At 61.9% G+C, this 25,729-nt stretch carries 23 protein-coding genes and 1 tRNA gene; 8 read left to right on the forward strand and 16 right to left on the reverse strand.

Features of this window, described 5'->3' with window-relative positions; all coding sequences use genetic code 11:
- Window positions 1–12: 12 nt before the first annotated feature.
- The 3 genes from GRF63_RS11605 (at window position 13) to GRF63_RS11615 (ending at window position 1,858) form a co-directional block, all read left to right on the forward strand.
- Window positions 13–606, forward strand: a complete 594-nt coding sequence (locus GRF63_RS11605; RefSeq protein WP_237392421.1) for a TlpA family protein disulfide reductase — start codon at window positions 13–15, stop codon at window positions 604–606.
- A 133-nt stretch (window positions 607–739) separates the two neighbouring features.
- A tRNA-Val gene (locus tag GRF63_RS11610) sits at window positions 740–815 on the forward strand.
- A gap of 62 nt (window positions 816–877) precedes the next feature.
- Window positions 878–1,858: an asparaginase gene (locus GRF63_RS11615; RefSeq protein ID WP_160486145.1), complete on the forward strand. Its 981-nt coding sequence runs from the start codon at window positions 878–880 to the stop codon at window positions 1,856–1,858.
- Window positions 1,859–1,870: 12 nt separating this feature from the next.
- On the opposite strand, the gene GRF63_RS11620 is transcribed toward GRF63_RS11615, so the two are convergent.
- Together GRF63_RS11620 and GRF63_RS11625 are read right to left on the reverse strand one after the other, a co-directional pair.
- A complete protein-coding gene (locus GRF63_RS11620) occupies window positions 1,871–2,869 on the reverse strand; it encodes a MarR family transcriptional regulator (protein WP_337189657.1) in 999 nt (332 codons plus the stop codon).
- Between the two features lie 84 nt (window positions 2,870–2,953).
- Complete coding sequence (locus GRF63_RS11625; RefSeq protein ID WP_160486147.1) at window positions 2,954–4,243, reverse strand: adenylosuccinate synthase; 1,290 nt, start codon at window positions 4,241–4,243, stop codon at window positions 2,954–2,956.
- Window positions 4,244–4,545: 302 nt separating this feature from the next.
- Here GRF63_RS11625 and GRF63_RS11630 point away from each other — a divergent pair, with 302 nt between their 5' ends.
- Window positions 4,546–5,361 carry an aldo/keto reductase gene (locus GRF63_RS11630; RefSeq protein WP_160486148.1) on the forward strand — a complete coding sequence of 272 codons (816 nt, stop codon included), beginning with the start codon at window positions 4,546–4,548 and terminating at the stop codon, window positions 5,359–5,361.
- 64 nt (window positions 5,362–5,425) lie between these two features.
- On the opposite strand, the gene GRF63_RS11635 is transcribed toward GRF63_RS11630, so the two are convergent.
- From GRF63_RS11635 to GRF63_RS11645, 3 genes are all read right to left on the reverse strand, one after another.
- Window positions 5,426–6,538 carry an ATP phosphoribosyltransferase regulatory subunit gene (locus tag GRF63_RS11635; protein WP_160486149.1) on the reverse strand — a complete coding sequence of 371 codons (1,113 nt, stop codon included), beginning with the start codon at window positions 6,536–6,538 and terminating at the stop codon, window positions 5,426–5,428.
- A gap of 25 nt (window positions 6,539–6,563) precedes the next feature.
- Window positions 6,564–8,147: a phosphoglycerate dehydrogenase gene (serA, locus tag GRF63_RS11640; protein WP_160486150.1), complete on the reverse strand. Its 1,584-nt coding sequence runs from the start codon at window positions 8,145–8,147 to the stop codon at window positions 6,564–6,566.
- 125 nt (window positions 8,148–8,272) lie between these two features.
- Window positions 8,273–9,433, reverse strand: coding sequence for a phosphoserine transaminase (locus GRF63_RS11645; RefSeq protein ID WP_202131684.1), 1,161 nt, complete (start codon window positions 9,431–9,433; stop codon window positions 8,273–8,275).
- A 239-nt stretch (window positions 9,434–9,672) separates the two neighbouring features.
- On the opposite strand from GRF63_RS11645, the gene GRF63_RS11650 reads away from it, so the two are divergent.
- Complete coding sequence (locus GRF63_RS11650; protein WP_237392422.1) at window positions 9,673–10,356, forward strand: extensin-like domain-containing protein; 684 nt, start codon at window positions 9,673–9,675, stop codon at window positions 10,354–10,356.
- Window positions 10,357–10,379: 23 nt separating this feature from the next.
- On the opposite strand, the gene GRF63_RS11655 is transcribed toward GRF63_RS11650, so the two are convergent.
- The 8 genes from GRF63_RS11655 to GRF63_RS11690 all read right to left on the reverse strand — a co-directional run bounded on the left by GRF63_RS11655 (window position 10,380) and on the right by GRF63_RS11690 (window position 17,493).
- On the reverse strand, window positions 10,380–11,045 hold the full coding sequence (locus GRF63_RS11655; protein WP_160486151.1) for a response regulator transcription factor: 666 nt from the start codon (window positions 11,043–11,045) through the stop codon (window positions 10,380–10,382).
- Between the two features lie 210 nt (window positions 11,046–11,255).
- Window positions 11,256–12,011 carry a proteasome-type protease gene (locus GRF63_RS11660; protein ID WP_160486152.1) on the reverse strand — a complete coding sequence of 252 codons (756 nt, stop codon included), beginning with the start codon at window positions 12,009–12,011 and terminating at the stop codon, window positions 11,256–11,258.
- Window positions 12,008–12,832, reverse strand: coding sequence for a transglutaminase family protein (locus GRF63_RS11665; protein WP_160486153.1), 825 nt, complete (start codon window positions 12,830–12,832; stop codon window positions 12,008–12,010). The genes GRF63_RS11660 and GRF63_RS11665 overlap by 4 nt, the downstream gene beginning before the upstream one ends.
- Before the next feature lie 12 nt (window positions 12,833–12,844).
- Window positions 12,845–13,789: an alpha-E domain-containing protein gene (locus tag GRF63_RS11670; protein ID WP_160486154.1), complete on the reverse strand. Its 945-nt coding sequence runs from the start codon at window positions 13,787–13,789 to the stop codon at window positions 12,845–12,847.
- A gap of 22 nt (window positions 13,790–13,811) precedes the next feature.
- Complete coding sequence (locus GRF63_RS11675) at window positions 13,812–15,209, reverse strand: circularly permuted type 2 ATP-grasp protein (protein ID WP_160486347.1); 1,398 nt, start codon at window positions 15,207–15,209, stop codon at window positions 13,812–13,814.
- A gap of 123 nt (window positions 15,210–15,332) precedes the next feature.
- A complete protein-coding gene (locus GRF63_RS11680) occupies window positions 15,333–16,124 on the reverse strand; it encodes an esterase/lipase family protein (RefSeq protein WP_160486155.1) in 792 nt (263 codons plus the stop codon).
- Between the two features lie 114 nt (window positions 16,125–16,238).
- Window positions 16,239–16,775: a DUF3617 domain-containing protein gene (locus GRF63_RS11685; RefSeq protein ID WP_160486156.1), complete on the reverse strand. Its 537-nt coding sequence runs from the start codon at window positions 16,773–16,775 to the stop codon at window positions 16,239–16,241.
- 163 nt (window positions 16,776–16,938) lie between these two features.
- Window positions 16,939–17,493, reverse strand: a complete 555-nt coding sequence (locus GRF63_RS11690) for a DUF3617 domain-containing protein (RefSeq protein WP_160486157.1) — start codon at window positions 17,491–17,493, stop codon at window positions 16,939–16,941.
- Between the two features lie 91 nt (window positions 17,494–17,584).
- Here GRF63_RS11690 and uvrB point away from each other — a divergent pair, with 91 nt between their 5' ends.
- Complete coding sequence (uvrB, locus tag GRF63_RS11695; RefSeq protein ID WP_160486158.1) at window positions 17,585–19,771, forward strand: excinuclease ABC subunit UvrB; 2,187 nt, start codon at window positions 17,585–17,587, stop codon at window positions 19,769–19,771.
- Window positions 19,772–19,882: 111 nt separating this feature from the next.
- Entirely contained in the window at window positions 19,883–20,491 is a 609-nt protein-coding gene (locus GRF63_RS11700) for a hypothetical protein (RefSeq protein ID WP_160486159.1), read from the forward strand.
- Here the strand turns inward: GRF63_RS11700 and GRF63_RS11705 are convergent.
- Window positions 20,488–22,506, reverse strand: a complete 2,019-nt coding sequence (locus tag GRF63_RS11705; protein WP_160486160.1) for a protein-disulfide reductase DsbD family protein — start codon at window positions 22,504–22,506, stop codon at window positions 20,488–20,490. The genes GRF63_RS11700 and GRF63_RS11705 overlap by 4 nt on opposite strands.
- A 27-nt stretch (window positions 22,507–22,533) precedes the next feature.
- Here GRF63_RS11705 and GRF63_RS11710 point away from each other — a divergent pair, with 27 nt between their 5' ends.
- Window positions 22,534–23,760 carry an FAD-dependent monooxygenase gene (locus tag GRF63_RS11710; protein ID WP_160486161.1) on the forward strand — a complete coding sequence of 409 codons (1,227 nt, stop codon included), beginning with the start codon at window positions 22,534–22,536 and terminating at the stop codon, window positions 23,758–23,760.
- Between the two features lie 45 nt (window positions 23,761–23,805).
- On the opposite strand, the gene GRF63_RS11715 is transcribed toward GRF63_RS11710, so the two are convergent.
- A complete protein-coding gene (locus GRF63_RS11715) occupies window positions 23,806–25,011 on the reverse strand; it encodes an NAD(P)/FAD-dependent oxidoreductase (RefSeq protein WP_160486162.1) in 1,206 nt (401 codons plus the stop codon).
- 23 nt (window positions 25,012–25,034) lie between these two features.
- Window positions 25,035–25,598 carry an RrF2 family transcriptional regulator gene (locus GRF63_RS11720; RefSeq protein WP_160486163.1) on the reverse strand — a complete coding sequence of 188 codons (564 nt, stop codon included), beginning with the start codon at window positions 25,596–25,598 and terminating at the stop codon, window positions 25,035–25,037.
- Window positions 25,599–25,729 lie beyond the last annotated feature (131 nt).

Below are 25,729 nucleotides of genomic sequence, written 5' to 3' on the forward strand. Positions count from 1 at the left end.
GAGGATGTATCCTTGGCCAAGTCGCGCCTGTTCCTATCTGTTTTCGCCGGTCTTGCGGCCTCTACTCTTGCCGCGTGCGATAACGGCGAGGAGGATACTGCGCAAGAAAACGTGGCCCCTCCGGTGGAAAGCGGAACTATCGAACTGACCGGCACGCTGGACGAGGAGTATGCCGGAACCAGCATTCCAGAGGTTACCGTGGTGAATCCGGCGGGCGAGAAATTGCTGCTGTCAGAAGTGGGAGAGCCGGTTCTCCTCAACCTGTGGGCCACCTGGTGTGCACCTTGCGTGGTGGAAATGCCGCTGCTGGACAATCTTGCCGCCGAACTGAAAGGCAAGGTGCGCGTGTTGACAGTGAGCGAGGACATGCGCGGGGCCGAAGTGGTGGAACCCTTCTTTGTCGAACGCGATCTGCCCAATCTGCCGCAATGGCTGGACCCCGATAACGAACTGGCCTTCACCTTCGGCGGCGGACCTGTGCTGCCCCTTACCGTGCTTTACGATGCCGATGGTAACGAGTTGTGGCGCGTGATCGGCGCCTACGACTGGGACACAGAAGAAGCGCGGGCCATGGTGCTGGACGCGCTGGCCGCCAGCGAAACATGATCGGCGGCGTGATGGGCGCAACCTGTGCTGCCTTTATCGCCTTTGCGCATCTTTCCCCTTTCCATTTCCTGTAACCTTGCGCTAAGGGGCGCGCGCTACGAACGACACGCTGTTGTGGTTTGTTGAAGCACTGGGGCGATTAGCTCAGTTGGTAGAGCATCTCGTTTACACCGAGAGGGTCGGCGGTTCGAGCCCGTCATCGCCCACCAGCGCTTCTTTCCTACTTACACGCCGCTGGCATCCTGCAAGCACCGCAGCTAATGCTGCGCGCATGCGCAACGCCTCCATCCTCGTCCTTGCTACCGGCGGCACAATTGCCGGACAGGCAGGCTCTGCCACGCGGCGCGACTATCGCCCCGGGCAGATCGATATCGCCGATTTTCTTGAAGAGTTCGCAGCCCTTGGCTTGCCTGCTCGCATGGAGGGGCGGCAAATCGCCAATATCGATTCGGCCAATATCGGCCCCGCCATCTGGCGTGACCTGCACAGCCATATTTCGGCGGCGATGAACGATCCCGCCTGCGATGCCATCATGATCACGCACGGCACGGATACGGCGGAGGAGACCGCCTTCCTGCTGGATCTCACCCTGCCCAGCACGAAACCCGTTGTCTTGGTGGGCGCGATGCGACCGGCGGATGCGGTGGGCAGCGATGGCCTGCGCAATTTTGCCAATGCCGTGCGGGTGGCGGCCGATGCAGAGGCGCCGGGACGCGGTGTATTGCTGGTGATGGGGGACCAGGTGCTGGCCGCCCGCGATGCGCGCAAGACAAAGACGACTGGCTCCGGCGCGTTCGAGGGATTTCCGCGCGGGGCCGTGGCGCTGGCCAACCCTGCCTCTCTGGATTGGTTGCAACCGCAATGGCGCCTTGGCGAGGCCGCGCGCTGGCAATTCCCGGCAGAATTTCCGCGCGTTCCGATATTGCACGCCTATGCCGGACAAACCGCCGATAGCGTGACGCGACTGGTAGAAGCCGGCGCGAAGGGCATCGTTCTAGCAGGCCTTGGCGATGGCAATGCGCCTGATGCGGTGCGTGATGCGCTGGCGGATGCGGCGACAGAAGGCCTTGTGGTGGTGCGCGCCACGCGGGTGGATGAAGGGCTGGTGGATCGCGAACCGGAGGATGATGCCAATGGCTTCGTGGCGGCGCGTGCGCTTGGCCCGGCCAAGGCCCGCATTCTGTGCCAGGTCCTGATCGCCAATGGCGTAACCGATCCGGCAGCGGTGCAAGAAGCTTTCAGCAAGCGCTAAGCTGCCGAGAAGTCACACCAGCACCTTTGCCTCTCGATCCAGTTCCCTGAAATAGCGCGCCATACCCTCTGCCGCCTTGTCGGAAAGGCACACGAATGCGCGGCGGCGATCGGTCTCGTCCTCGATCCGATCGAACAGCCCAGCCTCCGTCATCTGGCCAATCCAGCGCAGGGCAGTGGTGGGCGGCACGCCGGAGGCGATGCAGAGCGAAGTCACCGATACACGCGCATGCTCAACGCGCGCAGCCGTCAGATCCAGCAGCATGTCCCACGCGGGATCTGCGAAGAACTCGCCATCGAAGAACCGCGTGCGCAGCTGGCGCGCGGCGATGATCTTGCGCACCAGGCTGGCGCTGGGCAGCGGTGCCTTGGCCTTGCGCTGCGGTGCCTCGATCACTTGCGGCTGCCGCTCCATCCCGGGCGCGCAATAGCTATCCACCGGGCTCTTGAAACGAAAGGCGCTGTCATCTTCATCCCGCTCGGCATCCTGCGCCCAGCTTCCGGTATCCATCCGATCCAGCCGTTCGGCAATCTTGCCCACCTGCTCTGTCAGTCGAAGCAGAGCCAGGCGATCCGTTTCGGAAAGTTCACGCAGGCGCAGGTTGGGCACTTCTGCCAGCATCCGGCCCAGAGCAATCACCCGCTCCCCCCGATTGGGATCGACCAGGATCTGCGCCCCGCTTTCCGCGCAGGCGCAGAACACATCGTCCAGCCCCGATACCGAGGTTGAGACGATCAGTTTCGCACCGGCATTGGCAACCCGGCTGTCCAGCCGCGCCAGCGCCGCCATGGAGGCGACATCGGGCCGCGGACAATCCACCAGGGTCAGTTCGCCCAAGGCGCGCACATCGCCGGCCAGCAGTTCATCCAGGCTGCCCACTTCGCGCACGGTCAAACCGGCGGACTGCACATCCTCGTGCATGATAGCCCGCATATCCAGGCAATCTGCAAAGATCGAGACGGCCAGCGGCATCCCTGCCGAATCGGCGGCCATTTCATAGGTAAAATCCACTTGCCCCACCATCCTGCATCCCACGAATCAGATGAGAACATGGGTAGAACAAACAGGGACTATGTCAAGAATTTACGTGGAAGATCAATCCGCGAAGGGGTCTCTCACCAGGATCGTGTCCTCGCGCTCGGGGCTGGTGGAAACACTTGCCACCGGGCAATCGATCAGCTCCTCGATACGGCGGATATACTTGATCGCCTGCGCAGGTAGATCGGCCCAGCTGCGCGCGCCTACGGTGGTGCCTTCCCAGCCCTCGAACTCTTCGTAAATGGGTTCGACAGCGGCCTGTTCGGCTGCATGGGAGGGCAGGTAATCCAGCACCTGATCGCCCAGCTTGTAACCGGTGCAGATGCGGATCGTCTCGAACCCGTCCAGCACGTCTATCTTGGTGAGCGCGATGCCGGTTACGCCGGACAGCGCGCAGGTCTGCCGCACCAGCACGGCATCGAACCAGCCGCAGCGCCGCTTGCGCGATGTGACGGTGCCGAATTCATGGCCGCGCTCTCCCAGCTTCTGGCCGATCTCGTCTTCCAGCTCGGTCGGGAAAGGCCCGCTGCCAACACGGGTGGTGTAGGCCTTCACGATGCCCAGAACGAAGCCCGCAGCACCCGGTCCCATGCCGCTGCCGCTGGCGACTGTTCCGCTCACCGTATTGGAGCTGGTGACGAAGGGATAGGTGCCGTGGTCCACATCCAGCAGAACGCCCTGCGCGCCTTCGAACAGGATCTTTGCGCCGGCCTTCTTCACCGCATCCAGACGCTTCCACACCGGCTGCGCGAATTGCTTCACGAATGGCGCGATTTCGCGCAGTTCCGCCAGCAGCTTTTCGCGATCCACGACGCCCTGCCCGAAACCGGCGCGCAGCGCATCGTGATGGGCGCAAAGACGATCGAGCATCGGTCCGATATCGTCGAGATGTGCAAGGTCGCACACGCGGATTGCGCGGCGGCCCACCTTGTCTTCATAAGCCGGGCCAATACCGCGGCCGGTGGTGCCGATCTTGCCCTTGCCCGCAGCCGTTTCGCGCAGGCCATCCAGATCACGGTGCAGCGGCAGGATCAGCGGGCAATTGTCGGCAATGCCAAAGTTTTCCGGGCTGATGGACACGCCTTGGGATTCCAGCTTGGCGATTTCGTCCTTCAAGGCCCACGGGTCTAACACCACGCCATTGCCGATCAGGCTGAGCGTGCCGGTGACGATGCCGCTGGGCAGCAGGGAGAGCTTGTAGGTCTGATCCCCCACCACCAGCGTGTGGCCGGCATTGTGACCGCCCTGGAACCGCACGACGACATCGGCGCGCGCCGCCAGCCAGTCGACGATCTTGCCCTTGCCCTCATCGCCCCACTGGGCGCCGATCACGGTGACGTTGGCCAATTGCTCAAATCCTTTTCGAGAAAACCCGCCGCGCCGTAGGCAAAGCTGGCACAAAGGGCAACTGGCAGGGTAATGGGGCTGACATCGACACGATCACGCGTACTGCCCACAAATCGCTGATATCCCGCATTTTTGCCTTTCAAAGGCGGTTTGACAGTTTCAATTCGAACCAAGAAAATCAAGCGATATGCACCAGCTTTCGCATTGCGCAGATGGAATGGCGAGAGCGGGTGACGAAAGTCTGTGCCGGCAACATGGAAAGTTTGCGCCGCGCGCCCGTTGGTCAGGCAAAGGAGAATTTCATGACTGACTACCCCACCCTCACCCTGAACGACGATCGCCGCATGCCGCAACTGGGATTCGGCACGTTCAAACTGGCAGACGATGATGCGACGAAGGCCGTTAAGACCGCAGTCGATGTGGGCTACTGGCTGATCGATACCGCAGCGGTTTACGAGAATGAAACAGGCGTTGGCAAAGGTGTTGGCGACTGGAGCGATATCTTCCTGCAGACGAAAATCTGGAACGATAGCCAGGGCTATGACGAGACGCTGAGCGCCTTTGACGAGAGCCTGGAGCGACTGGGCCGCGATTATGTGGACATGCTGCTGATCCACTGGCCCTGCCCCGACAAGGGCAAATTCGTGGACACTTGGAACGCCTTCATCGAACTGCGCGATGCGGGCAAGGCCAAGTCAATCGGCGTATCCAACTTTCGCGAGGAAGACCTGAAGCGCATCGTCGATGAAACAGGCGTGGTGCCCGCGCTGAACCAGATTGAACTGCACCCCGCGTTTCAGCAGCGCGACATGCGCCGCGTGCATGACGAGATGGGCATCGCCACGCAGTGCTGGTCCCCGCTTGGACAGGGCGACGGCCTGGACCACGAAGCCATCCAGAAGATCGCTGACGAAACGGGCAAGCCTGCATCCGCCGTAATACTGTCCTGGCATTTGCAGCATGGCCTTGCCCCGATACCCAAGGCGAGCAGCCGCGATCATATCGAGGCGAATTTCAAGGCACTGGATTTCAAGTTGAGCGACGATCAGATGGCATCGATCGATGCGATGGATAGCGACGACGGGCGCATGGGCCCTGATCCTTCGGACTTCAGCTGATCACAATCTGCTGATCCAAAAGCGGGCGCGCATCGGGACTATCCGATTGCGCGCCCGTTTTGGTTTAAAGCGCCTTCGCTGCGCCACCGTCCAGCACGTGGGTGCAACCCAGCGTGGCAGCGTCGTCACTCTCGTCCAGCGCGGCAACGGTTCGCCAGCCCTCGGCACGCAGCGCATCGGCAGCGGGGCAATCATGGCCCAGCGGCAGGAACAGCTTTGCACCCAGCTTCTCGCTGGCCTTCATCGCTTCCACCAGTTCTTCCGGATAAAGCGAGAAGCCCGTTGCAGGCTCGTCACTACCGCCGATGCAGTAGGTGCCGCCCCGCCCCAGTTCTCCGCGCACGTTCTCTGCATAGAGAGTGAAACCGAACCAGCTCTGGTATTCGAAACCGTGGCGCTCGCTCGGGTCCAGAGTCAGCCGGGCGCGGCCGTTCAGACGCTTGGCGATGCGGCGCAGGCCCTCGATACGGGTTTCCAGAACACCGGATGTATCAAGCGCGGAGAGCTTCTCCGCAGCGGAGGAGAATTCTCCCGTGGCATGGATCAACGCAAGGTAATCCGCGCCGCCCGCTTCCACCAGACCGCCGGCATCCTTGGTATCCAGCTCGCGGCGCACGCGTTTGCGCGCTTCGCCGTCCAGCGGGAATGGACCGTCTGCCAGGGTATCGACAAGGTCGGGCAGCGTGAAATCGACAGAGATACCGGTCGCGCCCGCAGCTTCCACCGCGGCGATGGCCAGTTCCACGATCTCGCCAGCAGCCTCCACCGTGTCTCGCCCAATGAGCTCGGCACCGACTTGCAGATTCTCGCGTCGGGGTTCCAGCGTGTCACCCCGAATGCGCGCGACCTGCCCGGCATAACACAGGCGCAGGGGGCGCGGTGCGTCGCACAGGCCGGTGGCGGCAATACGCCCCACTTGCACCGTCATATCGCTGCGCAAAGCCAGCGTGCGCAGGGATGCAGGGTCGGTGAAGCGGAACATGTGCCGCGTCATCACGCCGTCCATGCGGCGGCTCATCGATTGCTCGAATTCGATCAGCGGCGGACGCACACGGTCATATCCGTGCGCGCCCATCGCTTGCAGCATGGCACGTTCGATACGGGTGGCCGCTGCCGCGCTTTGCGGCAGGCGGTCCTCCAGCCCTTCGGGCAGCAAGTCCTGCGTAGGATCGGTCATGCGGTGTCCCCTAGGGAGCGAATCGTCAGAACGAAAGTGCCCTGACAACCTTCACGCCGTCCAGATTGCAGGCGGCATCGATCACTTCCTGCGGGATCTTCTGGTCGACACTCAGCAGGATGATGGCCTCGCCACCGCTGTCGCGGCGGCCCAGGTGGAAGGTGCCGATGTTGATATCGTGCTGCCCCATCAGCGCGCCGACGCGGCCGATGAAGCCAGGAGCATCCTCGTTCACGATATACAGCATTTCACCCTTCAGATCGGCTTCGATACCAATGCCGAAGATTTCCACCAGGCGCGGATCGGAATTGCCGAACAGCGTGCCCGCGACAGAGCGATTGCCTTGGCTTGTGGCCACGGTAACGCGGACCAGCGTCTGGAACGTGCCTTCCCGCTCATTACGGATCTCGCGCACCTCGATGCCGCGCTCTTTCGCCATGTAGGGCGCGTTGACCATGTTCACGCTCTGCGAATAACGCTTCATCAGGCCTGCCAGCACGGCGCCCACGATAGGCTTCTGGTTCAGTTCTGCCGCATGGCCTTCTGTCTCGATGCTGATCTTGGGCAGTTCGCCATGCGCCAGTTGGCCCACCAGCGAACCCAGGTTCTCTGCCAGCGCCATGTAAGGCTTCAGCTTGGGTGCTTCCTCGGCAGAGAGGCTGGGCATGTTGAGCGCATTCGTGACGCCGCCATTGACGAGGTAATCGGCCATCTGTTCGGCCACCTGCAGTGCCACGTTCACCTGCGCTTCGGTGGTGGAGGCACCAAGGTGCGGGGTGCAGATGAAGTTGGGCGCATCGAACAGGGGGTTTTCCTTGGCCGGTTCCTTCAGGAACACGTCCAGCGCGGCACCAGCAACCTGGCCGCTTTCCAGCATGTCCTTCAGCGCTTCCTCGTCGATCAGGCCGCCACGCGCGCAGTTGATGATGCGCACGCCAGGCTTGGCCCGCTCCAGCCGCTCTCGCGAAAGGATATTGCGCGTCTCGTCCGTCAGCGGAGTGTGCAGCGTGATGAAATCCGCCCGCGCCAGCAGCGTGTCCAGATCCACCTTCTCCACACCCATTTCGATTGCGCGTTCCGGTGTCAGGAACGGATCGTAGGCCACCACCTTCATACGCAGGCCAAGGGCTCGGCTGGCCACGATTGCGCCGATATTGCCGGCACCGATCAGGCCCAGCGTCTTGCCCGTTACTTCAACGCCCATGAAGGCGCTCTTGGGCCATTCGCCCGCCTTGGTGCGGGTGTTGGCATCGGGGATCTGGCGGGCCAGCGCCATCATCATGGCAATGGCGTGTTCGGCGGTGGTGATGGAATTGCCGAACGGCGTGTTCATCACCACGACGCCCTTTGCACTGGCGGCGGGAATATCGACATTGTCGACACCGATACCGGCGCGGCCGATCACCTTCAGATTGGTGGCCGCCTCCAGGATCTCTGCCGTCACCGTGGTGGAGGAGCGGATGGCCAGGCCATCGTATTCGCCGATGCGCGCCTTCAGTTCTTCGGGCGTTTCACCGGTAATCACATCGACATCGCAGCCGCGCTCTTCAAAAATGCGGGCGGCGTTGGGGTCCATCTTGTCGGAAATGAGGACTTTGGGCTTCGTCATGGAAAATTCCTGTCAGGATAGAACGGTGCGCACAGGCAATTCGGGCGTCGACCGGTCTTGATAATCGGGGAGAAATGGCGGCCCCGGATCCAGGTCCGGGGCGTAGCCACTGTAATCAGCCAGCCTTAAAGGTTGCCGGCTTTCAGCTCTTCATAAGCCCATTCGATCCAGGGCAGCAGGCGGCTGATGTCTTCGGGTTCAACAGAACCGCCACACCAGATGCGCAGGCCCGGAGGGGCATCGCGATAGCCGTTGAAGTCGTAACCGATATCCATCTCTTCCAGCTTGGAAGCGATCTTCTTCGGCACGCCGGCGGCATCTTCGGCAGATAGGCCTTCGATGTAATCGCCCTGGAAAACCATGCACACGCCGGTGTTGGTCTGCTTGGCAGGGTCAGAGACCATGTTGCGCAGCCACGGGGTGGCATCAATCCAGTCTTTCACGATCTTGGCATTGGCATCGGCGCGGTCGAACATCGCCTGCTTTCCGCCCAGCGATTTCACCCATTCCAGCGCCGCAATGTAATCTTCGGTTGCCAGCATCGAAGGCGTGTTGATCGTCGCGCCTTCGAAGATGCCCTTGTTGATCTTGTCACCCTTCTTCAGGCGGAACAGCTTGGGCAGCGGCCATTCGGGATCATAGCTTTCGATCCGCTCCACCGCCTTGGGCGACAGGATCAGCATGCCATGCTGCGCTTCGCCGCCCAGCACCTTTTGCCAGCTGTAGGTGGTGGCATCCAGCTTCGCCCACTCCATCTCCATCGCGAAGACGGCGCTGGTGGCATCGTTGATGGTGATGCCGGTGCGATCGGCGGCCAGCCAGTCGGTGTTCGGGATGCGCGCGCCGGATGTCGTGCCGTTCCAGGTGAAGACGACATCGTTTTCCTGCGGGATCTGCGAAAGATCGGGGATTTCGCCATAATCGGCGTCCAGCACCTGCAGGTCCTTCAGCTTCAGCTGCTTTACCGCGTCCTGGATCCACACATTGCCGAAGCTTTCCCACGCAGCCACGGTGGCCGGGCGTGCGCCCAGCATGGTCCACATCGCGCATTCCAGCGCGCCGGTATCGGAACCGGGCATGATGCCAACGAGGTAATCGTCAGGAATGCCGAGAAGTTCGCGCGTCAGGTCGATGGCGTATTTCAGCCGGCCCTTGGCATATTTGCTGCGGTGCGAGCGGCCCAGCGATTTCAGATCGAGCTTGTCGACCGACCAGCCGGGAGGCTTGGCAGTGGGACCGGATGAGAAGAAGGGACGCTCCGGACGGAGGTCAGGTTGCTTGGTCATAATTGTATTCTCTCCTTTCAGAGAGCTCGCGCGGCGTTGGGACCGCGTGGCCCGCTGGGCGCACTAGAGATGAGCGCGATTGAGTCAAATGAATTTGCGGTTTCTTTTGTTACCGATGCGACGGCTGGAGAGGCTGAGGGTTCCCTGAAAGTGGGCGCTCGATTATTCATTCGCGGTGACAGGGGATGTGTCATCCTTATATGGCTTGGTGCTGACATGGCATGGAGCCTGGAGACGTAATGAAATTTGCACTGCTGCCCTGTGTTGCCGCGCTGGCATTGTCGGCCTGTTCCATGCTGCCATCGGGGCCGGATGCGCCCGCCCAATCCGGGCCGGGCACCTCCACCGCAACCACGCCGCCGCCGCTTTCGCAACGCCCGCAGGACAGGCAGTGCCTGGCCGATCTTGGCAAGGCCGGTGTGCGCTTCGATACCCTGCCCGATCGCTATATCGGGGAAGGTTGCAGCAACCTCAACACGGTGCAGATGCACGCGCTGGCGGGTGATAGGGGAGCGCTGGAGGTGCGCAATGTGGGGCCGGTGACCTGCGCCGTTTCCGCCGCCTTTGCCGCGTGGGCCCGCTATGGCGTGGATCGCGCGGCGCAGCAGGTGTTCGGATCGCCGCTGGCCACGATCCAGACGATGGGCAGCTTCAACTGCCGCAATGTGGCGGGCACGGCGCGCCGATCCGCCCATGCCAGCGCCGATGCCATCGACATCGGCGGTTTCGTGCTGGCAGACGGCCGCCGCATCAGCGTGGCAGATGGATGGTCTGGCAGCACACAGGAACGTGAATTCCTGCGCCTGATACAGCGTAGCGCCTGCCGGCGGTTCGATACGGTGTTAAGCCCGGACTACAATTCCGCGCACCGCGATCATTTGCATCTTGAAGGCGTTATCGACGGCAATTCCTTCTGCCGCTGAGGCTGCGGGGCGACCCGGCGTGATTAGCCTGCCCCGCCAGCGACCTTGGCACCGTCAGCGTCACCGTCCGCAGCCGGTGCCGCGTCACGAAAGCTCGCCTCGATCCGCAGCCTGACCGCATCTGCTGGGTGATTTGCGCCCAGCTTGTCCATCATGTTGGCGCGGTGGATTTCCACTGTTCGCGGGCTGATCTCCAGGTTGCGGGCGATGGCCTTGTTCGAACATCCCTCGCTCAGCCAGTCCAGCACTTCGCGCTCCCGGCGGGAAAGTGTCTCGATCCGGCTGCGCGCATCGATCAGGCGTCGGCGCGCTTCTGCATGGCGGCCCGCGTCTGAATCGACATGCGCTATCATTCGCCGAAGTTCCGTGGTGGTGAGGGGCAATTGCAGGTAATCCAGCGCGCCTGCCTGGATCGCTGCCACCACTTCTTCCACACCAGGATCAGCCTTTGCCGCCACCAGCGGTGTCCAGATGCCGGCATTGGCCAGTTCATCCAGCAGCGCATCGACGCCGTTTTCCAGCAGCTCCTCGCTGGCGATGATGACGCCGGAGCGCGGAGGCCTGTCGATCAGTTCCACCAGATCGGAGTAAACTTCCGCATGGTGCCCCATGGACAGAATGAGGCGGGATTGTTCGGCCCGAGACCGGCTGTTGCCGCCGACGATGTGAATTGTGATGCGCTGTTCCATGACGCAGTTTGTGCGCAGAAAACCTTAGTGGAACCAATCCGTAGAACCTCGCAATTGAACCTATAAGGGTTTGTTCTATAGATGAAAGTTAGGTTTTCTGCAGGGCGGCGAACATCCAGAATGGATGTATCTATGGGATTTCACGCAGCTAGGGATTTTGCGCAACCTGCGGTGCCGCCCGTATTCGTAACTATCGCTAGGTGCTAACCCTTATGCCAGCTCGTCCGGCTGGTAAAAGCTGTAATCCGGCAAGGAATGGAAGGCGCTGCGCAAGGCATCGCTCCAGCTATCGCTGATGGCGGTGAAATAAGGGTCGCTACCCTCGATCCGCCGTTCATGCGTGGGCTCGAAAGCGTCGCGTTCGATCACCATCAGATCCAGCGGCAGCCCGACGGAGAGGTTCGCCTTCAGGGTGGAATCGAAACTCACCATCATCAGCTTCACCGCATCCTCGAAACTCATATTCCGGTCATAGCCGCGAATGATGATGGGGCGGCCGTATTTGGTTTCCCCGATCTGGAAGAACGGCGTGTCGAAGCTGGCTTCGATGAAGTTGCCTTCGGGGTAGATCATGAACAGGCGGGGTTCCATGCCCTTGATCTGGCCCGCAAGGATGATGGAGGCGGTAAAGCGCCCCTTGCCCCGCGCGCCGTTATCGGTTTGCGTTTCTGCGATCACCTCTCGCAGCAGCTTGCCCGTTTCCGCGGCAACCTGGAACATGGTAGGCAGTTCCATCAGCGAATTCTGACGGTCGGAGGGGGCCTTCGTGCGCTCCTCCAGGCGGCTGACCACGGCCTGCGTGGTGGCAAGGTTGCCCGCCGTCATCAGGGTGAGGATACGCTCTCCCGGAACGGACCAATGGAACATCTTGCGAAATACGGAGATATTATCGACGCCCGAGTTGGTACGGGTGTCGCTCATCAGGACGAGGCCCTTGTCGAGCACCATTCCTACACAATAAGTCATTGTTGTTGCTGTTCTTCCATTTGCTGTTCCACGGCCAGATTGACCGTCAGGTCCTCCGTCACCGCGCCAAAGCTGATGCCCGTGATTGGCGCCGCATCGCGGTAATCCCGGCCAGTTGCCACGCGCACATAGCGCGGATCGGGGCTAATGCCATTGGAGATATCGAAACCGACCCAGCCAAGGCCCTGCACATAGGCCTCTGCCCAGGCGTGGCTGGCTTCCTGATCGATCCGGTCGTTCATCATCAGATATCCGCTGACGTAGCGTGCAGGAATATCCAGAGAGCGTGCTGCGGCAATGAAGATATGCGCATGATCTTGGCACACGCCCATGCCTTCGGTCGCGGCTTCCTCACCCGTGGTGGCAACGCCGGTGCTGCCGGTGCCGTAGGTCACGTTTTCGCGGATTACGTCGGAAAGATTGTGCAGCGTGCCGACCATGCCATCTTCGCTGCGTTCCACCTTGGCAATCAGCGATTTGATCTTGGGGCCGGGGCGGGTCAGTGGGGTCTGGCTGAGGAAGGACCACAGCGGCAGATGGCCTGCGTGCTGGCCGATCACGCCCGCATGATCCTGCGTATCGACCTTGCCGTGGCATGAAACGACAACCTCGGTCACGCCCTCGTCAACGGAGACAAGGGTGACATGATTGAAGTTCTGGTCCTCATAGGTCAGCTGTTCGTGCGCGCCTTCAAACTCCATGGACCAGTCCACGATTGTTTGGCCCTGCGTTTCCTTGGGAGTCAGTCGCAGGCGCTGGATGCCGTGCGCCACGGGGGTGGCGAAGCGATATCGGGTGGTATGGCGGATAGAGAGGCGCATAGTTATTTCCCGTCAGGAGACGAAGCGATAATCTTCGGCAATGGCGCCGGCCAGCGCCTGGTTCGCGGCAATGAATTCCAGCAGGAACTGGTGCAGCCCCTGATCGAAAATGTCTTCCACGCTGTTGCCGGTAAGGCGCATGTCAGCCTCTCGCATGGCAGAATGGGACGTACCCTCCTGCCCATGGATTTTCGCCAGCTCTGCAAGATTGTTGCGCGTGGCGGAATAGCAGAACACCAGGCTGCGCGGGAAACGGCCATCAAGAATCAGGAAATCCGCGATGGAACGCGCATCCATGCGCCCTGCATTCAACCAGCGATAGGCGCGCTCTGCCGAAAGCGAGCGCAGTACGTTGTCCCACTGTCCGGTATCCAGCGGCGTGCCGACATAGGATAGCGACGGCAGCAGCAGGTAATATTTCACGTCCAGAATACGGGCCGTGTTGTCGGCACGTTCCAGGAAGGTGCCCAACCGGGAAAAGGCGTAAGTCTCGTTCCGCAACATGGAGCCGTGCGAAGCGCCGCGTGCCAGCGTGCTGCCACGCCGGATCGCGCCCAACGCCATGTTGAGATTGGAATTGTGCACCGGGCGGGCCAGCAGGTCCCGCATGGTCATCCAGCCTTCGTTGACGGCTTCCCACACTTCGCCCGTGATGGCGGATCGGCAGGCGCGCGCATTGGTGCGGGCGCCCTCCACCATGGAGAAGACACTCTCCTGATTATGCTTGGAACGCAGCACGAAATCGCACACATGCGCGCCATCGTAATCGTCATAATGCTCCTCGTAAGCCTGCCTGTGGCCAAGCGTGGTAAGGATGGATTTCCATTCCTGGCTCGCCATGTCCTTACCGCGGGTCAGCGCCATGCGCTGTCCGGCGGCAAGCAGGCGAGCGGTGTTCTCGGCCCGCTCAAGATAGCGGTACATCCAGAAAATTCCGTGGGCTACGCGACCTAACATTACAGTATTTCTCCGCCCAGCATCAATCTTCCAGCACCCAGCTATCCTTGGTGCCGCCACCCTGGCTGGAATTCACCACCAGCGATCCCTTCTTCAGCGCCACGCGAGTCAGCCCGCCCGGCGTGATGTCCACGCCATCGGGCGAACACAGCACGAATGGCCGCAGATCGACATGGCGCGGAGCCAAGCCATTCTTGGTGAAGATCGGACAGGTCGACAGCGCCAAAGTTGGCTGTGCGATATAATTTTCGGGGTTTGCCTCCAGCTTGTGGCGAAACTCCTTCAACTCCTTCTTAGAGGAGGTCGGGCCGATCAGCATGCCATAGCCGCCCGAACCATGGACTTCCTTCACCACCAGCTCCGCCAGATTATCCAGCACGTATTTCAGCGAGTCCGGATCGGCGCAGCGGAAGGTATCCACATTGGGCAGCAGCGGCTTTTCGCCGGTGTAGAATTCCACGATTTCGGGCATGAAGGAATAGATCGCCTTGTCGTCAGCCACGCCTGTGCCCGGTGCATTGGCGATGGTGACATTGCCCGCGCGGTACACGTCCATCACGCCGGGAATGCCCAGCACGCTATCGCGGTTGAAGGTGAGCGGATCGAGATATTCGTCGTCCACACGGCGATAGATCACGTCCACCGGGCGGAAACCCACCGTGGTGCGCATGTGCACCTTGCCTTCGATCACGCGCAGATCGCTGCCTTCGACAAGTTCGGCGCCCATCTGGTCTGCCAGAAAGGCGTGTTCGTAATAGGCGGAGTTGTAGATGCCCGGCGTCAGCACGGCGATACTGGGCTTGTCGCCCGCCCCTTCCGGCGCGCAGGCGGCAAGGCTTTTCGCCAGCCGTCGTGGGTAATCGGAAACGTCGCTCACCTTCACCTTGCTGAACAGTTCGGGGAACATGTTCATCATGGTTTCGCGGTTTTCCAGCATATAGGAAACGCCGCTGGGCGTGCGGGCATTGTCTTCCAGCACCATGAAATCATCAGGGCCGGTGCGGACAAGATCGATGCCCACGATATGGGTGTAGACGCCGCCTGGCGGGGTGAAGCCGACCATTTCGGCCAGCCAGGCCGCATTGTCGCGGAACAGGCGTTCGGGCAGGCGGCCGGAACGGATGATTTCCTGGCGATGATAAAGATCGTGCATGAAGGCATTCAACGCCCTCACCCGCTGTTCAATCCCGCGCGACAACCGGCGCCATTCGCCGCCGCTGATGATGCGCGGCACCATGTCGAAGGGGATCAGCCGTTCTTCGGCATCGTCCTCACCATAAACGTTGAAGGTGATGCCGGTTTTGCGGAAGAAGCTTTCTGCCTCAAACGCCTTGCGGCGCATCCAGCCATCGTCCTGCCCGTCCAGCCATTCAGAATAACCGCGATAGGCTTCTCGCACCGTACCATCAGGTTCGTGCATTTCGTCGAATTTGGACGGCTCTGTCGCGGTCACTCAATTCCCCTTATTGTGCCGGATTGTGCTGGCATCAGCTTTCTTCGCACATGCAGCATGCGCGAAGCCCGTATATAAAGCAAAGCCTGATTAGCGTTTCAGTTCCTCGGCAAGGGCCAGGATCGCCTCGCTGGAGTAGCAAAAACCCATATGCGTGCAGCGCAGCGCCACCGCGCGATCGCGCTGTCCGGGAAGGCCGCAGGCACTGCGGCGAGAGATCGCCCCGTCGCGCGGGCTCCAGAATGCCACGGTCTCAACAGGCGGCTTCTCCGCCACATTGGCCTTTACCGGCGGTTCGTCCACATGGTGGCCCACCACCGCCTGATAGATGCGCCACATATTGTTGGAATAGGGCGTGTGGCTAAACGGCGTGCCCATGGTGATGACCTTGGCAACGCAGTCAGGCTCCATCTTGGCGACTTCGCGGGCGAAAACCCCGCCAAGGCTCCAGCCGATCAGCACCACATCCTGCCCATAGCGTGCTTTTACAGAACACACGCGCTGGGCCAGTTGCTCAAAGTTTTCCGGCGTCGGTCCGTAATTGGCGCCCAGCCCCCAGCGTTTTACCTTGTGACCCGCCCGCTCCAGCTCCGTCGCCATGCGCTTCATGCTTTGCGGATTGGCCGCGAAGCCGGGCAGCAGGATGATGACGCGGGGATTTTCCGCCTTCTCTATCGCCAGTGGCGGCTTGAACAGCCGAAACGCCGGGGCGAAAATCTCGGCAAATTCTGCGGCAAACAGGCGCAGCGGCGGGGCGTGGGCATCGGGCGGAGCCTCCCCCCGCAGCAAATCCAGCCGACGACGGATTGCAGCGCCGGTGCCGCGCAGGGCATCAGCAACAGGGCCGGTGACCGGCGATAGGATCGATCCAACAGACGACATGGCTACCAATGTAACAAAAGAGACTTGTTACACGGTGAACGCGCGGCGCAGTCAAGGTTTCCGTTGCCGCCGTCGATCAGGCGGCCGGAAGATCAGGTAAAGATCAGCTACAAATCAGTTACAGGCGCCCGTGCGCTCTGCCTGCACCTGCATCACGATATTGGCATCGCCCACGCCGGGGATCGGCTGGGTGAAATCCATCTGGAGGTCAGAAGTTGTGTTGGTGGTGGTGCCAGCCATCGTGATGCGGCCTTGCGGGCCTTCCTCGGCTTCGCAGGTCATCGAAAGATCGATGTCGCCGCCATTGGCTGTAAGGCGGGAAATCGTGCAGCTATTGTCCGTCATCGCCGAAATCCAGGCTTCGCGGTCCATCGCCTTGGTGATGCAAAAGCTGGTCTGTTCCTGCGCGCCCTCGGCAAAGGCTGCCTCCAGCGCGGCCATATCGCGCACCTGCCCACTTTCCATGTCGACGGAAATCAGATCGTAGCCGACGCGGTATTCGCCTGGTTGCGGCATGATGCCATTGTCCTGACCTTCAGCCAGGACATCATCCATGGAAAGCGCCTCGTCCGTCAGATCCTCGTCCGAGTTACCGCCACAGGCGACAAGGGCGAGGCCGGCGAAAATCGGCAGGCAGTGGATCAGGCGCATGGTAATTCCCTGTTTTCAAGCGACGCGTTCAACTGGCGAAAAATTCCGCCACGTAGCGCCAAGGCTTATTACAGGGATTATCAAGCGGTGCCCGCGCTGCCAATTGCCGGGGCGCAGGCTTGGGGCTGCCGTCCCATTTCAGGTCAGACAGCCCCGAACATGCTTAACCGGCATCGGCGGTGCAATCGCCCACGCGTTCGGACTGGGTGCGCATGACCATGCGCATTGCCCCGTCGGAAGCCGGGTTCTTCATATCCATCGTCACGGTCATGTCCTGCGAGGTTTCGCTGATCGTGCCGCCGAAGGCCATGGTGCCGGTAGAGCCCTTGCCATCATCGCACGCCATCGTGGCGTCCAGCTTGTTGCCCGACACGGCGAAATCGGTGAACTGGCATTCGTCAGAACCCTGCTGCAGATTTTCCAGGAATTCGCGATAGCCATCGTCAGCCTCCTCCTGCGTCATGCAGAAAGTGCGCTGCTGGGTTGCGCCCTGTTCCATGATGCCGCGCATCATCTGCAATTCATCTTCCGATGCGCCGGGAATATCCAGCTCCACCAGTTCGCCCGTGGTGCGATATTCACCGGGCTGCGGTTTTGGCAGGTCCTTCGTCGCTGCCTCTATCTGCGCGGGATCGGAAGGGTCTTCCACCGTTCCGAAATCGCCGCAGCCAGAAAGGGCCAGGGTGGAGGCGGCGAAAAGCATGAGCTTGTATTGCATCGTGTGGAAATCCTTCTTCAATCCGTAGCGGGCCTAGCTGAAGGTTCACAGGCAGTTGAGCAAGCGGCAATTCGATCCCATATGCATTGCCATGGCCGAACTCATCATCAGGCGCGGACTGGAAGAACCCGATACATCGGGCCAGTTCACCCCGCACAAACCCGCCCGTCCCGAAAAGTCAGAGGCGCAGAAACCCTTCAAGCTGGTTTCGGAATATGAACCTGCGGGCGATCAGCCCACCGCCATTGCAGAGCTGGTGGAAGCGGCGAAGGATGATGAGCAGACGCAGGTTCTGCTGGGCGTTACCGGCAGCGGCAAGACCTTCACCATGGCCAAGGTGGTGGAGCAGTTGCAGCGACCCGCCCTGGTGCTGGCCCCCAACAAGATCCTGGCAGCGCAGCTTTACGGCGAGTTCAAGAGCTTCTTTCCCGAAAACGCTGTCGAGTATTTCGTATCCTATTACGATTACTACCAGCCCGAAGCCTACGTGCCCCGGTCCGACACCTATATCGAGAAGGAATCCTCCGTAAACGAGGCGATCGACCGGATGCGCCACTCCGCCACGCGCGCCCTGCTGGAGCGGGACGATGTGCTGATCGTGGCGTCCGTCTCTTGCCTCTACGGTATCGGCTCGGTCGAGACATATTCGGCCATGATCTTCGACATCAAGGCGGGCGACACTGTCGACCAGCGCGAGCTGATCCGCAAGCTGGTGGCGCTGCAATACAAGCGCAACGACACCGCCTTTGCCCGCGGGTGTTTCCGTGTGCGGGGGGACAATCTGGAGATCTTCCCCAGCCATCTGGAAGACACCGCCTGGCGCATCAGCTTTTTCGGAGACGAGATAGAGGATATCGCCGAGTTCGACCCCCTCACCGGCAAGAAGGGGGAGAACCTTGGCAAGGTGCGCGTGTACGCCAACAGCCACTATGTCACCCCCGGCCCGACGATGAAACAGGCGAGCGAGGCCATCAAGTTCGAGCTGACCGAGCGGCTGAAGGAGCTGCACGAGGAAGGCCGCCTGCTGGAAGCGCAAAGGCTGGAACAGCGCACCAATTTCGATCTGGAAATGATTGCCGCCACCGGCAGCTGCAACGGGATTGAGAATTATTCCCGCTTCCTGACTGGTCGCCTGCCGGGTGAGCCGCCGCCAACACTGTTCGAATATCTGCCCGAGAATGCGCTGCTGTTCGTGGATGAAAGCCACCAGACCATTCCGCAGATCGGCGCGATGGCGAAGGGGGACCACCGCCGCAAGATCACGCTGGCGGAATATGGCTTCCGCCTGCCTAGCTGCATCGACAACCGCCCGCTGCGCTTCAACGAATGGGACGCTATGCGTCCGCAGACCGTGGCCGTATCCGCCACGCCTGGATCATGGGAGCTGGAGCAGACCGGCGGCGTGTTTGCCGAACAGGTGATCCGCCCGACCGGCCTGATCGATCCGCCCGTGGAGATCAAACCGGTGGAAGACCAGGTGCAGGATTGCATCGCGGAGGCAAAGGCGGTGGCCGCCAAGGGCTATCGCACCCTCGTCACCACGCTGACAAAGCGGATGGCCGAGGACCTGACCGAGTTCATGCACGAACAGGGCGTGCGCGTGCGGTACATGCACTCCGATGTGGAGACGCTGGAACGTATCGAGCTGATCCGCGACCTGCGCCTTGGCGTGTATGACGTGCTGATCGGCATCAACCTGCTGCGCGAAGGCTTGGATATTCCCGAATGCGGCCTCGTCGCCATTCTCGATGCAGACAAGGAAGGCTTCCTGCGGTCCGAAACCTCGCTGATCCAGACCATCGGCCGCGCCGCGCGTAACGTGGATGGCCGCGTGATCCTTTATGCCGATCGCATCACCGGCAGCATGGAACGCGCCATGGCGGAAACGGGACGCCGCCGCGAGAAACAGCGCGAATATAACGAAGAGCACGGCATCACGCCCACCACCATCAAGCGCGATATCGCCGATATCGTGGCGCATTCTGCCGCTGCTGACGGGGTGACGGTGGATACTGGCGATCCCGAGGTAAACAACCTCGTCGGCCATAATCTGCGCGCCTATATCGAGGATCTGGAAAAGCGCATGCGCAACGCCGCCGCCGATCTGGAGTTCGAGGAAGCAGGCCGCCTGCGCGACGAAATCCGCCGCCTGGAATCGGACGAGCTGGGCATTCCCGATCCCGACAAGAAAGCGCCGATCGTAGGGCGCAGTAACGAGGGCAAGCCCGGCACGCGCAAGCTGCGGTATGGCAAGACGCAGCGCAAGTTCGGCAAGTGAGGTGGCGGCAGTGTCCGGCCCCTGCAATCGCGGATGCAATGCGCGTGATCCCCAGCCTGTAACTCTGCACGGCTTGCGCGTAAGGCACTGGACGGATTAGCGGAGTAGCCCATGCGATATTGCGCCATCCCGCTGCTGATCTGCCTTGCCGCCTGCGAGGCGCAGGCTCCCGTTGCGCAGGAAGAGGTGCAGCGCGTGCCCCTGTCGCAAGGCGCGTCCAGCCTGGCCACGGCGGAACCCTCCCCCGATGTCAGCAATGCAATCTGGACGGTGGCGGATGACGGGAAGGCAATCCGGTTCGGCGATGATGGCGCGCCGCCGCTGCTGACGCTTGGTTGCGATGTTACCACGGCGCCGCCCGAACTGATCATCATCCGCCATGCCAAGGCCTATCCGGGCCAGAGCGCGCTGTTTCCCATCATCGGCAACGGCGTGAACAGCCGGTTCAAGGTGGATGCCGTGCTGGGCGAAACCGGCGACGGGTCAAAATGGCATTGGGAAGCGCGATTGCCCGCCGACGATCCGCAGCTGGAGGTGTTCTCCGGCACGCGCGACATCATCGCCACCCTGCCGGGGCGCGGCACGCTGGAAATCGGCGGCGGGCGAATCGCGGGGGAATTTCTCGACTGGTGCCGCTCCGCCGGTCAGCCTGCTTCGGAGCAGACGCTTATCGAAGAGGACGGTGGAGAGGATACTGGCGAGACTTCTGGCGAGGATTAATCCCCGCTCTGCGCCAGCTCCACCAGGCTGTCCGGCGTCAGGACTTGCGGCAATTGTTCGCCCTGCCCGCCAGCCGGATACCATACGTAAAGCGGCACGCCTGCCACCTGCCACTCTTCCAGATAGCGGGTTATTTCCGGATCTGCCTGCGTCCAGTCCCCGCGCATAGCGATAACGCCAGCCTCGGCAAAGGCATCGCGCGTCGCCTCGCGCTCGATGGCAACCTGTTCATTGACCTTGCACGTCAGGCACCAGTCGGCGGTGAACCATAGAAATACAGGCTGGCCCGACGCGCGCGCCTGCGCCAGCGCTTCCTGCGAATAGGTGACGGGGTCAAGCACGCTTTCGCTGCTGGCCACCTGTTCCTGCGCGCGGAACGGCAGGGACGCGGCGAAATACAGTCCGGCGATGACGGCAATGATCGCCACTGTCCGGTTGCCATTGCGGCGCGCGGTTAGCGCAACCACCGGCAGGATGGACAGCGCCAGCGCGGCAAAGGCGAAGCTCATCCCGCCCAGCCGCCATGCCAGCCATACCAGGCCCAGCGCCGTCAGCCCCATCGGGATGGCCAGGGTCTTGCGGAAGGTTTCCATCCATGCACCGGGCTTTGGCAACATGCGGCGAAGGGCGGGCACGAAGCCCAGCAACAGGAATGGCAGCGCAAGGCCAAGGCCCAGCGCGGCAAACAGCAGCAATGCCTGCGCAGCGGGAAGGAGCAGCGCGGCTCCCAATGCAGCGGCCATGAACGGCCCGGTGCACGGCGTTGCCACCACGGCGGCCAGCAGTCCCGTGGCAAAGGCTCCGCCCTCTCCGCGTGTGCGAATGGGCAGGCTGGGAATTTCGAAAAGCCCGGAGAAATTGGCGGTAATCAATGTTGCCAGAACCAGCAGCGCGGCCACCACCAGCGGCTCCTGCAACTGGAACGCCCAGCCGATCTGCGCGCCGCCCGATCGCAGCGCCAGCATCAGCGCGCCCAGCGCAAGGCAGGCGATGATGACGCCTGCGGTATAGGCCAGCCCCTCGATCCGCGCCTGCCGCTCCTCACCCCCGGCGCGCGCCAGCGTCAGCGCCTTCAGGCTGAGGATGGGGAAGACGCAAGGCATCAGGTTCAGCAGCAAACCGCCCAGCAAGGCGCCGCCCAGCAGGATCGCCAGCGGGGTATCCACCGTGCGCGGACCAATCCGCTCCCCACCTGTGGGCACCGTGCCCGGCGAAGCCTCAAAACGCACCCCGTCGCCGCCATCACCAAAGGCAAGAATGCCACGCAGCGCATCGGGCTCTGCCCGCAATCCGCCGCGCGCAATCTCTGCTACCAGCATGTCACCATCGCGGGTGAAGGTCTGCACCGCGGAGTAATCGATCACGTCTTTCTGCTCGATAAAGACATGCGGATCGGGCAGGCCAAGACTGGCGGGCAGCGGTATCGCCAAACGCAGTTTGTCTGCGGTAATCACAAAGCTTGCGCTCGCATCGATCATCGGCGCGATGGCGGCGCGATGCTCGTCAAACTGCGCGGCCAGATCGGCGGAAGTCTGCGGGAAGCGCAGTGTCAGCGTGGCGCGTTCCGGCACGCAAAGCCGGTCCGAACAGGCGAGCCACTGGGCATCCACCGTGATCGGCGCGATGTTGGCTACGGCGGCCTGCTGCGGCACTTCGATGGGGATCAGGACCGCGTATGGATCCTTGTACACGTGGTTGATCAGGCCCAGCAGTTCCAGTTCCTGCGGCACCGGATATTGCGGCTCGCCTGCTTCCCAACCATTGGGCAGATGCCATTCCAGCCGCATCCCCTCACCCGCATCGCCGGGATTGGCCCAATAACCATGCCAGCCCTCTGTCGGGCGAAACCGCAGGGCGGCGGTCAAAGTCTCTCCCGGAACAGGCGCGCTTTCGGCCACCAGATCGGCGGCGATATAGTTCTCCCGCTGCGCAGATGCGGGGGCCGCCATCATCGCGGCCAGCAGGACGCAGACGCCGAATAGATACCGGAAAAGGTTCAGGGTGCTTGCCTGCATATCGCGGGACAACTAGGAGCGGATGTCATGGCGGACAAGTTGAATCCAAGGCGCGACCTTCTCATTCTCGGCGGCGGGCTCGTCGGCATGACGCTGGCGCTTGCCGCGGCGAAGAAGGGCATTTCCAGCCACGTGGTGGACCGGGCGGACCCGGCAGAGCTGACGGCGGAGGGTTTCGACGCTCGCGCCTCCGCCATTTCCACCGCAAGCTGGAACCTGTTCACCAACATCGGCCTGGCAGACGCGCTGGAGCCGCATGGCTGCGCCATTTCCTCCATCGCAGTGACGGACGGAATGAAGCCAGGCCGCATCGATTTCCAGCCGGAGCCGCATGAAGGCACATTGGGCCGCATGTTCGCCAATCGCCAGCTTCGCCTTTCCTTGTTCAAAGCGGCAAAGGATCAGCCGCTGATCGCATGGCATTCAAATGCTAACGTGGTGGATCGCCAGCGCGGCGTGCACGGCGTCTCCGCAACGCTGGAGGATGGCACCGTGCTGGAGGCCAGCCTGATGTGCGCTGCCGAGGGGCGCGGTTCACCCACGCGGGAGGAAGCGGGCTTCAACATGGCGCAATGGGATTACAGCCACCGCGCCGTGATCGCCGCCCTCACCCATGAAAAACCGCATGACGGGGTGGCGTGGGAAATCTTCTACCCCGATGGCCCCTTTGCCCTGCTGCCGTTGCTGGACGACGATCAGGGTCGCCATCGCTCTGCCCTCGTCTGGACGGTGGAGGAAGAGGATGCCGCAGGCGTGCTGGCGCTGGGGGACCGCGCCTTCCGCCATGAGATTGCAAAGCGCATGCACGGCATCTTCGGCGAGATCACCGTGGAGGGCCAGCGATCCTCATGGCCGCTGGGCTTCCAGCATACGGCAAAGATCATCGACCATCGCCTGGCGCTGGTGGGCGATGCGGCGCACGGCATGCACCCGATTGCGGGCCAGGGCCTGAACCTTGGCATGCGCGATGTCGGCGCGCTGGTGGACGTGCTGGCCGAAGGGCAGCGCGTGGGTCTTGAACCCGGCGACGCGCAGATGCTGGCGAAATACGAGAAATGGCGCGCGATGGATTCGCTGATGGTGATGGGCGCAACAGACACGCTGAACCGCCTGTTCGGCATTCCCGGCAAACTGGCCAGCGCGGTGCGCCGTTTCGGCATGGCTGGTGTTCAACGCACGCCATTGCTGAAAGACTGGTTCATGGACGAGGCCCGTGGCATGAGCGGCGACCTGCCGGAACTGCTGAAGGGCTGAGAAGCGGCCAATTGATAGCAGTTCCGTCAGGCCCACGCGTGAACGTCAGGCGACGATAACGCGCTCCGGGTCCGCCGCTTCCAACGCCTCTGCCCGATCCGCGTTGGGCGGATAAATCCACAGCGTGTTGATTTGCGTTTTCAGCGCCTTCGCTTCGGCGCCTTCCATGGCCACCTGGCGATCCCAACCCTCAGTATAGACTGCGCCCCATGGGCCAAGATCGAGACAGGTCACATATTTGGGTTGGCTGTAGGGGATAGGATCTACCCCCAACAGTGAGGCGGCGACATTGTGGCCCGCCGAACGGCCAAGGCCCATCGCGTGCTGGCACGACATGGCGGCGAAATTCCCGTCGTCGTCAGTCGCGGCATATGCGCAATCTCCCGTCGCGAAGATGGTGTCAGAGCCGATCACCTTCAAATTGCGGTCAACATGCAGCCGCCCGAACTGGTCCTTCTCACCCGGCACCTGCGCCGTCAGCGGATTGGATCGCGCGCCCGCTGTCCAGATGACCGTGCTCGCCGGGATTCGCTCGCCCGTCTGGGTGGTGATCCCGTCGGCATCAACCGATGCAACACCCGCACCGGTCTGCCATTCCACGCCCAGATCGGTCAGCGCCTTTATGATGACCGGGCGCGGGCCGGGGCCAAGGTCAGGGCCGATGTCACCCTCACGCTCGACAATGACCACGCGCACGTTCGCATTTTCGCCCAGTGCATCGCGCAGGCGCGCGGGCATTTCGGCTGCGGTCTCGATCCCGGTGAAGCCGCCACCTGCCACGACCACGGTATTCCGCGCATCGCTTTCGGGCTGATTTGCCAGATCCTTGATATGGGCCTCAAGCTCGCTGGCCTCGTCCACCTGGTCAACACTGAAGGAATGCTCCTGCAAGCCGGGAATGTCGGGACGGTACAAGCGACTACCCGCCGCCAGCACCAGCCTGTCATACCCCACTGTCGTTTCCTCTCCGTCATCGGAAACAACCGTCACTTCCTGCGCATCGGGGCGGATCGTCGCGACCTTTCCCCGGATGAAGCGGACGCCGACGGCATCGAAGAGATCCATCAGCGGAGCCCGCATGCCATCAGCGCCGGTTTCATACAGGCGCGGGCGGACATGGAGTTCAGGCTGCGGCGCGACAAGCGCCACTTCGACATTTTCGGTTTCGCCCTGCTGATCGAGCAGGCGCACGGCGCTGAGCGCGCTCCAGAACCCGGCAAAACCGGATCCGACAATCAGGATTCTCTTCATGACACCTCTGCTCCTTGATGAAATTAATCTTTGCCGGGGCGCGGCGCGGCGCCCGATCGCATGGCCGAGAGCCGCGCATCTTCGCGGGCGGACTGGCGGCCCGAAAACCAGTCGCTTACCTGTTCGGCGAAAGCGGGCGTGGGTGCCTTGTTGGTCACCACTTCCACAATGTCGGCGAGGCTGGTTTTCGCCAGTTCTTCGCGCATGGTCTTCTCTGCGCGGATCATCACCGCGTGGATGCCGCACACGCCGCGGGTGGACCATTCCGGCGGATTGCCATCGAACACGGCGCAGCGGCCCCTGATCTCCTGACAATCGAACAATTTCTTGTTGCCTTCGACGGCATCAACCACGTCAAGCACGCTGATCTGATCGGACGCACGCGCAAGCTGGTAGCCACCGCGAATGCCGCCGGTGGACCGCACGATCCCTGCCTTTTCGAGCTTGGGGAAGATCTTCTTGAGGAAAGCGGGCGACACGCCCTGCATCTCTGCCAGATCACGACTGCTGGGCGGACGCTCAAGCGGTCCGGCGATCCAGGTCAAGCAATGCAGTGCGTATTCAACGCCGGTTCCGATGTAAGCCATAACAGAGACCGTATTGGTATCCGTTACGATTCGCAAGGCTGTTTGGTCATGAGATTTCGTCGAGTCGACGGATTTTCAGCGAGTTCTGTCGCTTGTGGGCCCGATTGGGTTCACGCGAATCTACAGGACGG

Origin of the sequence: Aurantiacibacter rhizosphaerae, from assembly GCF_009807005.1 — a bacterium.
Lineage (GTDB): Bacteria > Pseudomonadota > Alphaproteobacteria > Sphingomonadales > Sphingomonadaceae > Alteraurantiacibacter > Alteraurantiacibacter rhizosphaerae.

Coding starts and splice junctions, on each gene's coding strand:
- serA (WP_160486150.1), bottom strand. CDS start 8,147: ATGACGAAGCCCAAAGTCCTCATTTCCGACAAGATGGACCCCAACGCC.
- GRF63_RS11635 (WP_160486149.1), bottom strand. CDS start 6,538: ATGACCGATCCTACGCAGGACTTGCTGCCCGAAGGGCTGGAGGACCGC.
- GRF63_RS11680 (WP_160486155.1), bottom strand. CDS start 16,124: ATGTCGTCTGTTGGATCGATCCTATCGCCGGTCACCGGCCCTGTTGCT.
- GRF63_RS11660 (WP_160486152.1), bottom strand. CDS start 12,011: ATGACTTATTGTGTAGGAATGGTGCTCGACAAGGGCCTCGTCCTGATG.
- GRF63_RS11630 (WP_160486148.1), top strand. CDS start 4,546: ATGACTGACTACCCCACCCTCACCCTGAACGACGATCGCCGCATGCCG.
- GRF63_RS11670 (WP_160486154.1), bottom strand. CDS start 13,789: ATGTTAGGTCGCGTAGCCCACGGAATTTTCTGGATGTACCGCTATCTT.
- GRF63_RS11720 (WP_160486163.1), bottom strand. CDS start 25,598: ATGGCTTACATCGGAACCGGCGTTGAATACGCACTGCATTGCTTGACC.
- GRF63_RS11690 (WP_160486157.1), bottom strand. CDS start 17,493: ATGCAATACAAGCTCATGCTTTTCGCCGCCTCCACCCTGGCCCTTTCT.
- GRF63_RS11705 (WP_160486160.1), bottom strand. CDS start 22,506: ATGCAGGCAAGCACCCTGAACCTTTTCCGGTATCTATTCGGCGTCTGC.
- GRF63_RS11655 (WP_160486151.1), bottom strand. CDS start 11,045: ATGGAACAGCGCATCACAATTCACATCGTCGGCGGCAACAGCCGGTCT.
- GRF63_RS11665 (WP_160486153.1), bottom strand. CDS start 12,832: ATGCGCCTCTCTATCCGCCATACCACCCGATATCGCTTCGCCACCCCC.
- GRF63_RS11645 (WP_202131684.1), bottom strand. CDS start 9,433: ATGACCAAGCAACCTGACCTCCGTCCGGAGCGTCCCTTCTTCTCATCC.
- uvrB (WP_160486158.1), top strand. CDS start 17,585: ATGGCCGAACTCATCATCAGGCGCGGACTGGAAGAACCCGATACATCG.
- GRF63_RS11710 (WP_160486161.1), top strand. CDS start 22,534: ATGGCGGACAAGTTGAATCCAAGGCGCGACCTTCTCATTCTCGGCGGC.
- GRF63_RS11715 (WP_160486162.1), bottom strand. CDS start 25,011: ATGAAGAGAATCCTGATTGTCGGATCCGGTTTTGCCGGGTTCTGGAGC.
- GRF63_RS11675 (WP_160486347.1), bottom strand. CDS start 15,209: ATGCACGAACCTGATGGTACGGTGCGAGAAGCCTATCGCGGTTATTCT.
- GRF63_RS11615 (WP_160486145.1), top strand. CDS start 878: ATGCGCAACGCCTCCATCCTCGTCCTTGCTACCGGCGGCACAATTGCC.
- GRF63_RS11650 (WP_237392422.1), top strand. CDS start 9,673: ATGAAATTTGCACTGCTGCCCTGTGTTGCCGCGCTGGCATTGTCGGCC.
- GRF63_RS11685 (WP_160486156.1), bottom strand. CDS start 16,775: ATGCGCCTGATCCACTGCCTGCCGATTTTCGCCGGCCTCGCCCTTGTC.
- GRF63_RS11700 (WP_160486159.1), top strand. CDS start 19,883: ATGCGATATTGCGCCATCCCGCTGCTGATCTGCCTTGCCGCCTGCGAG.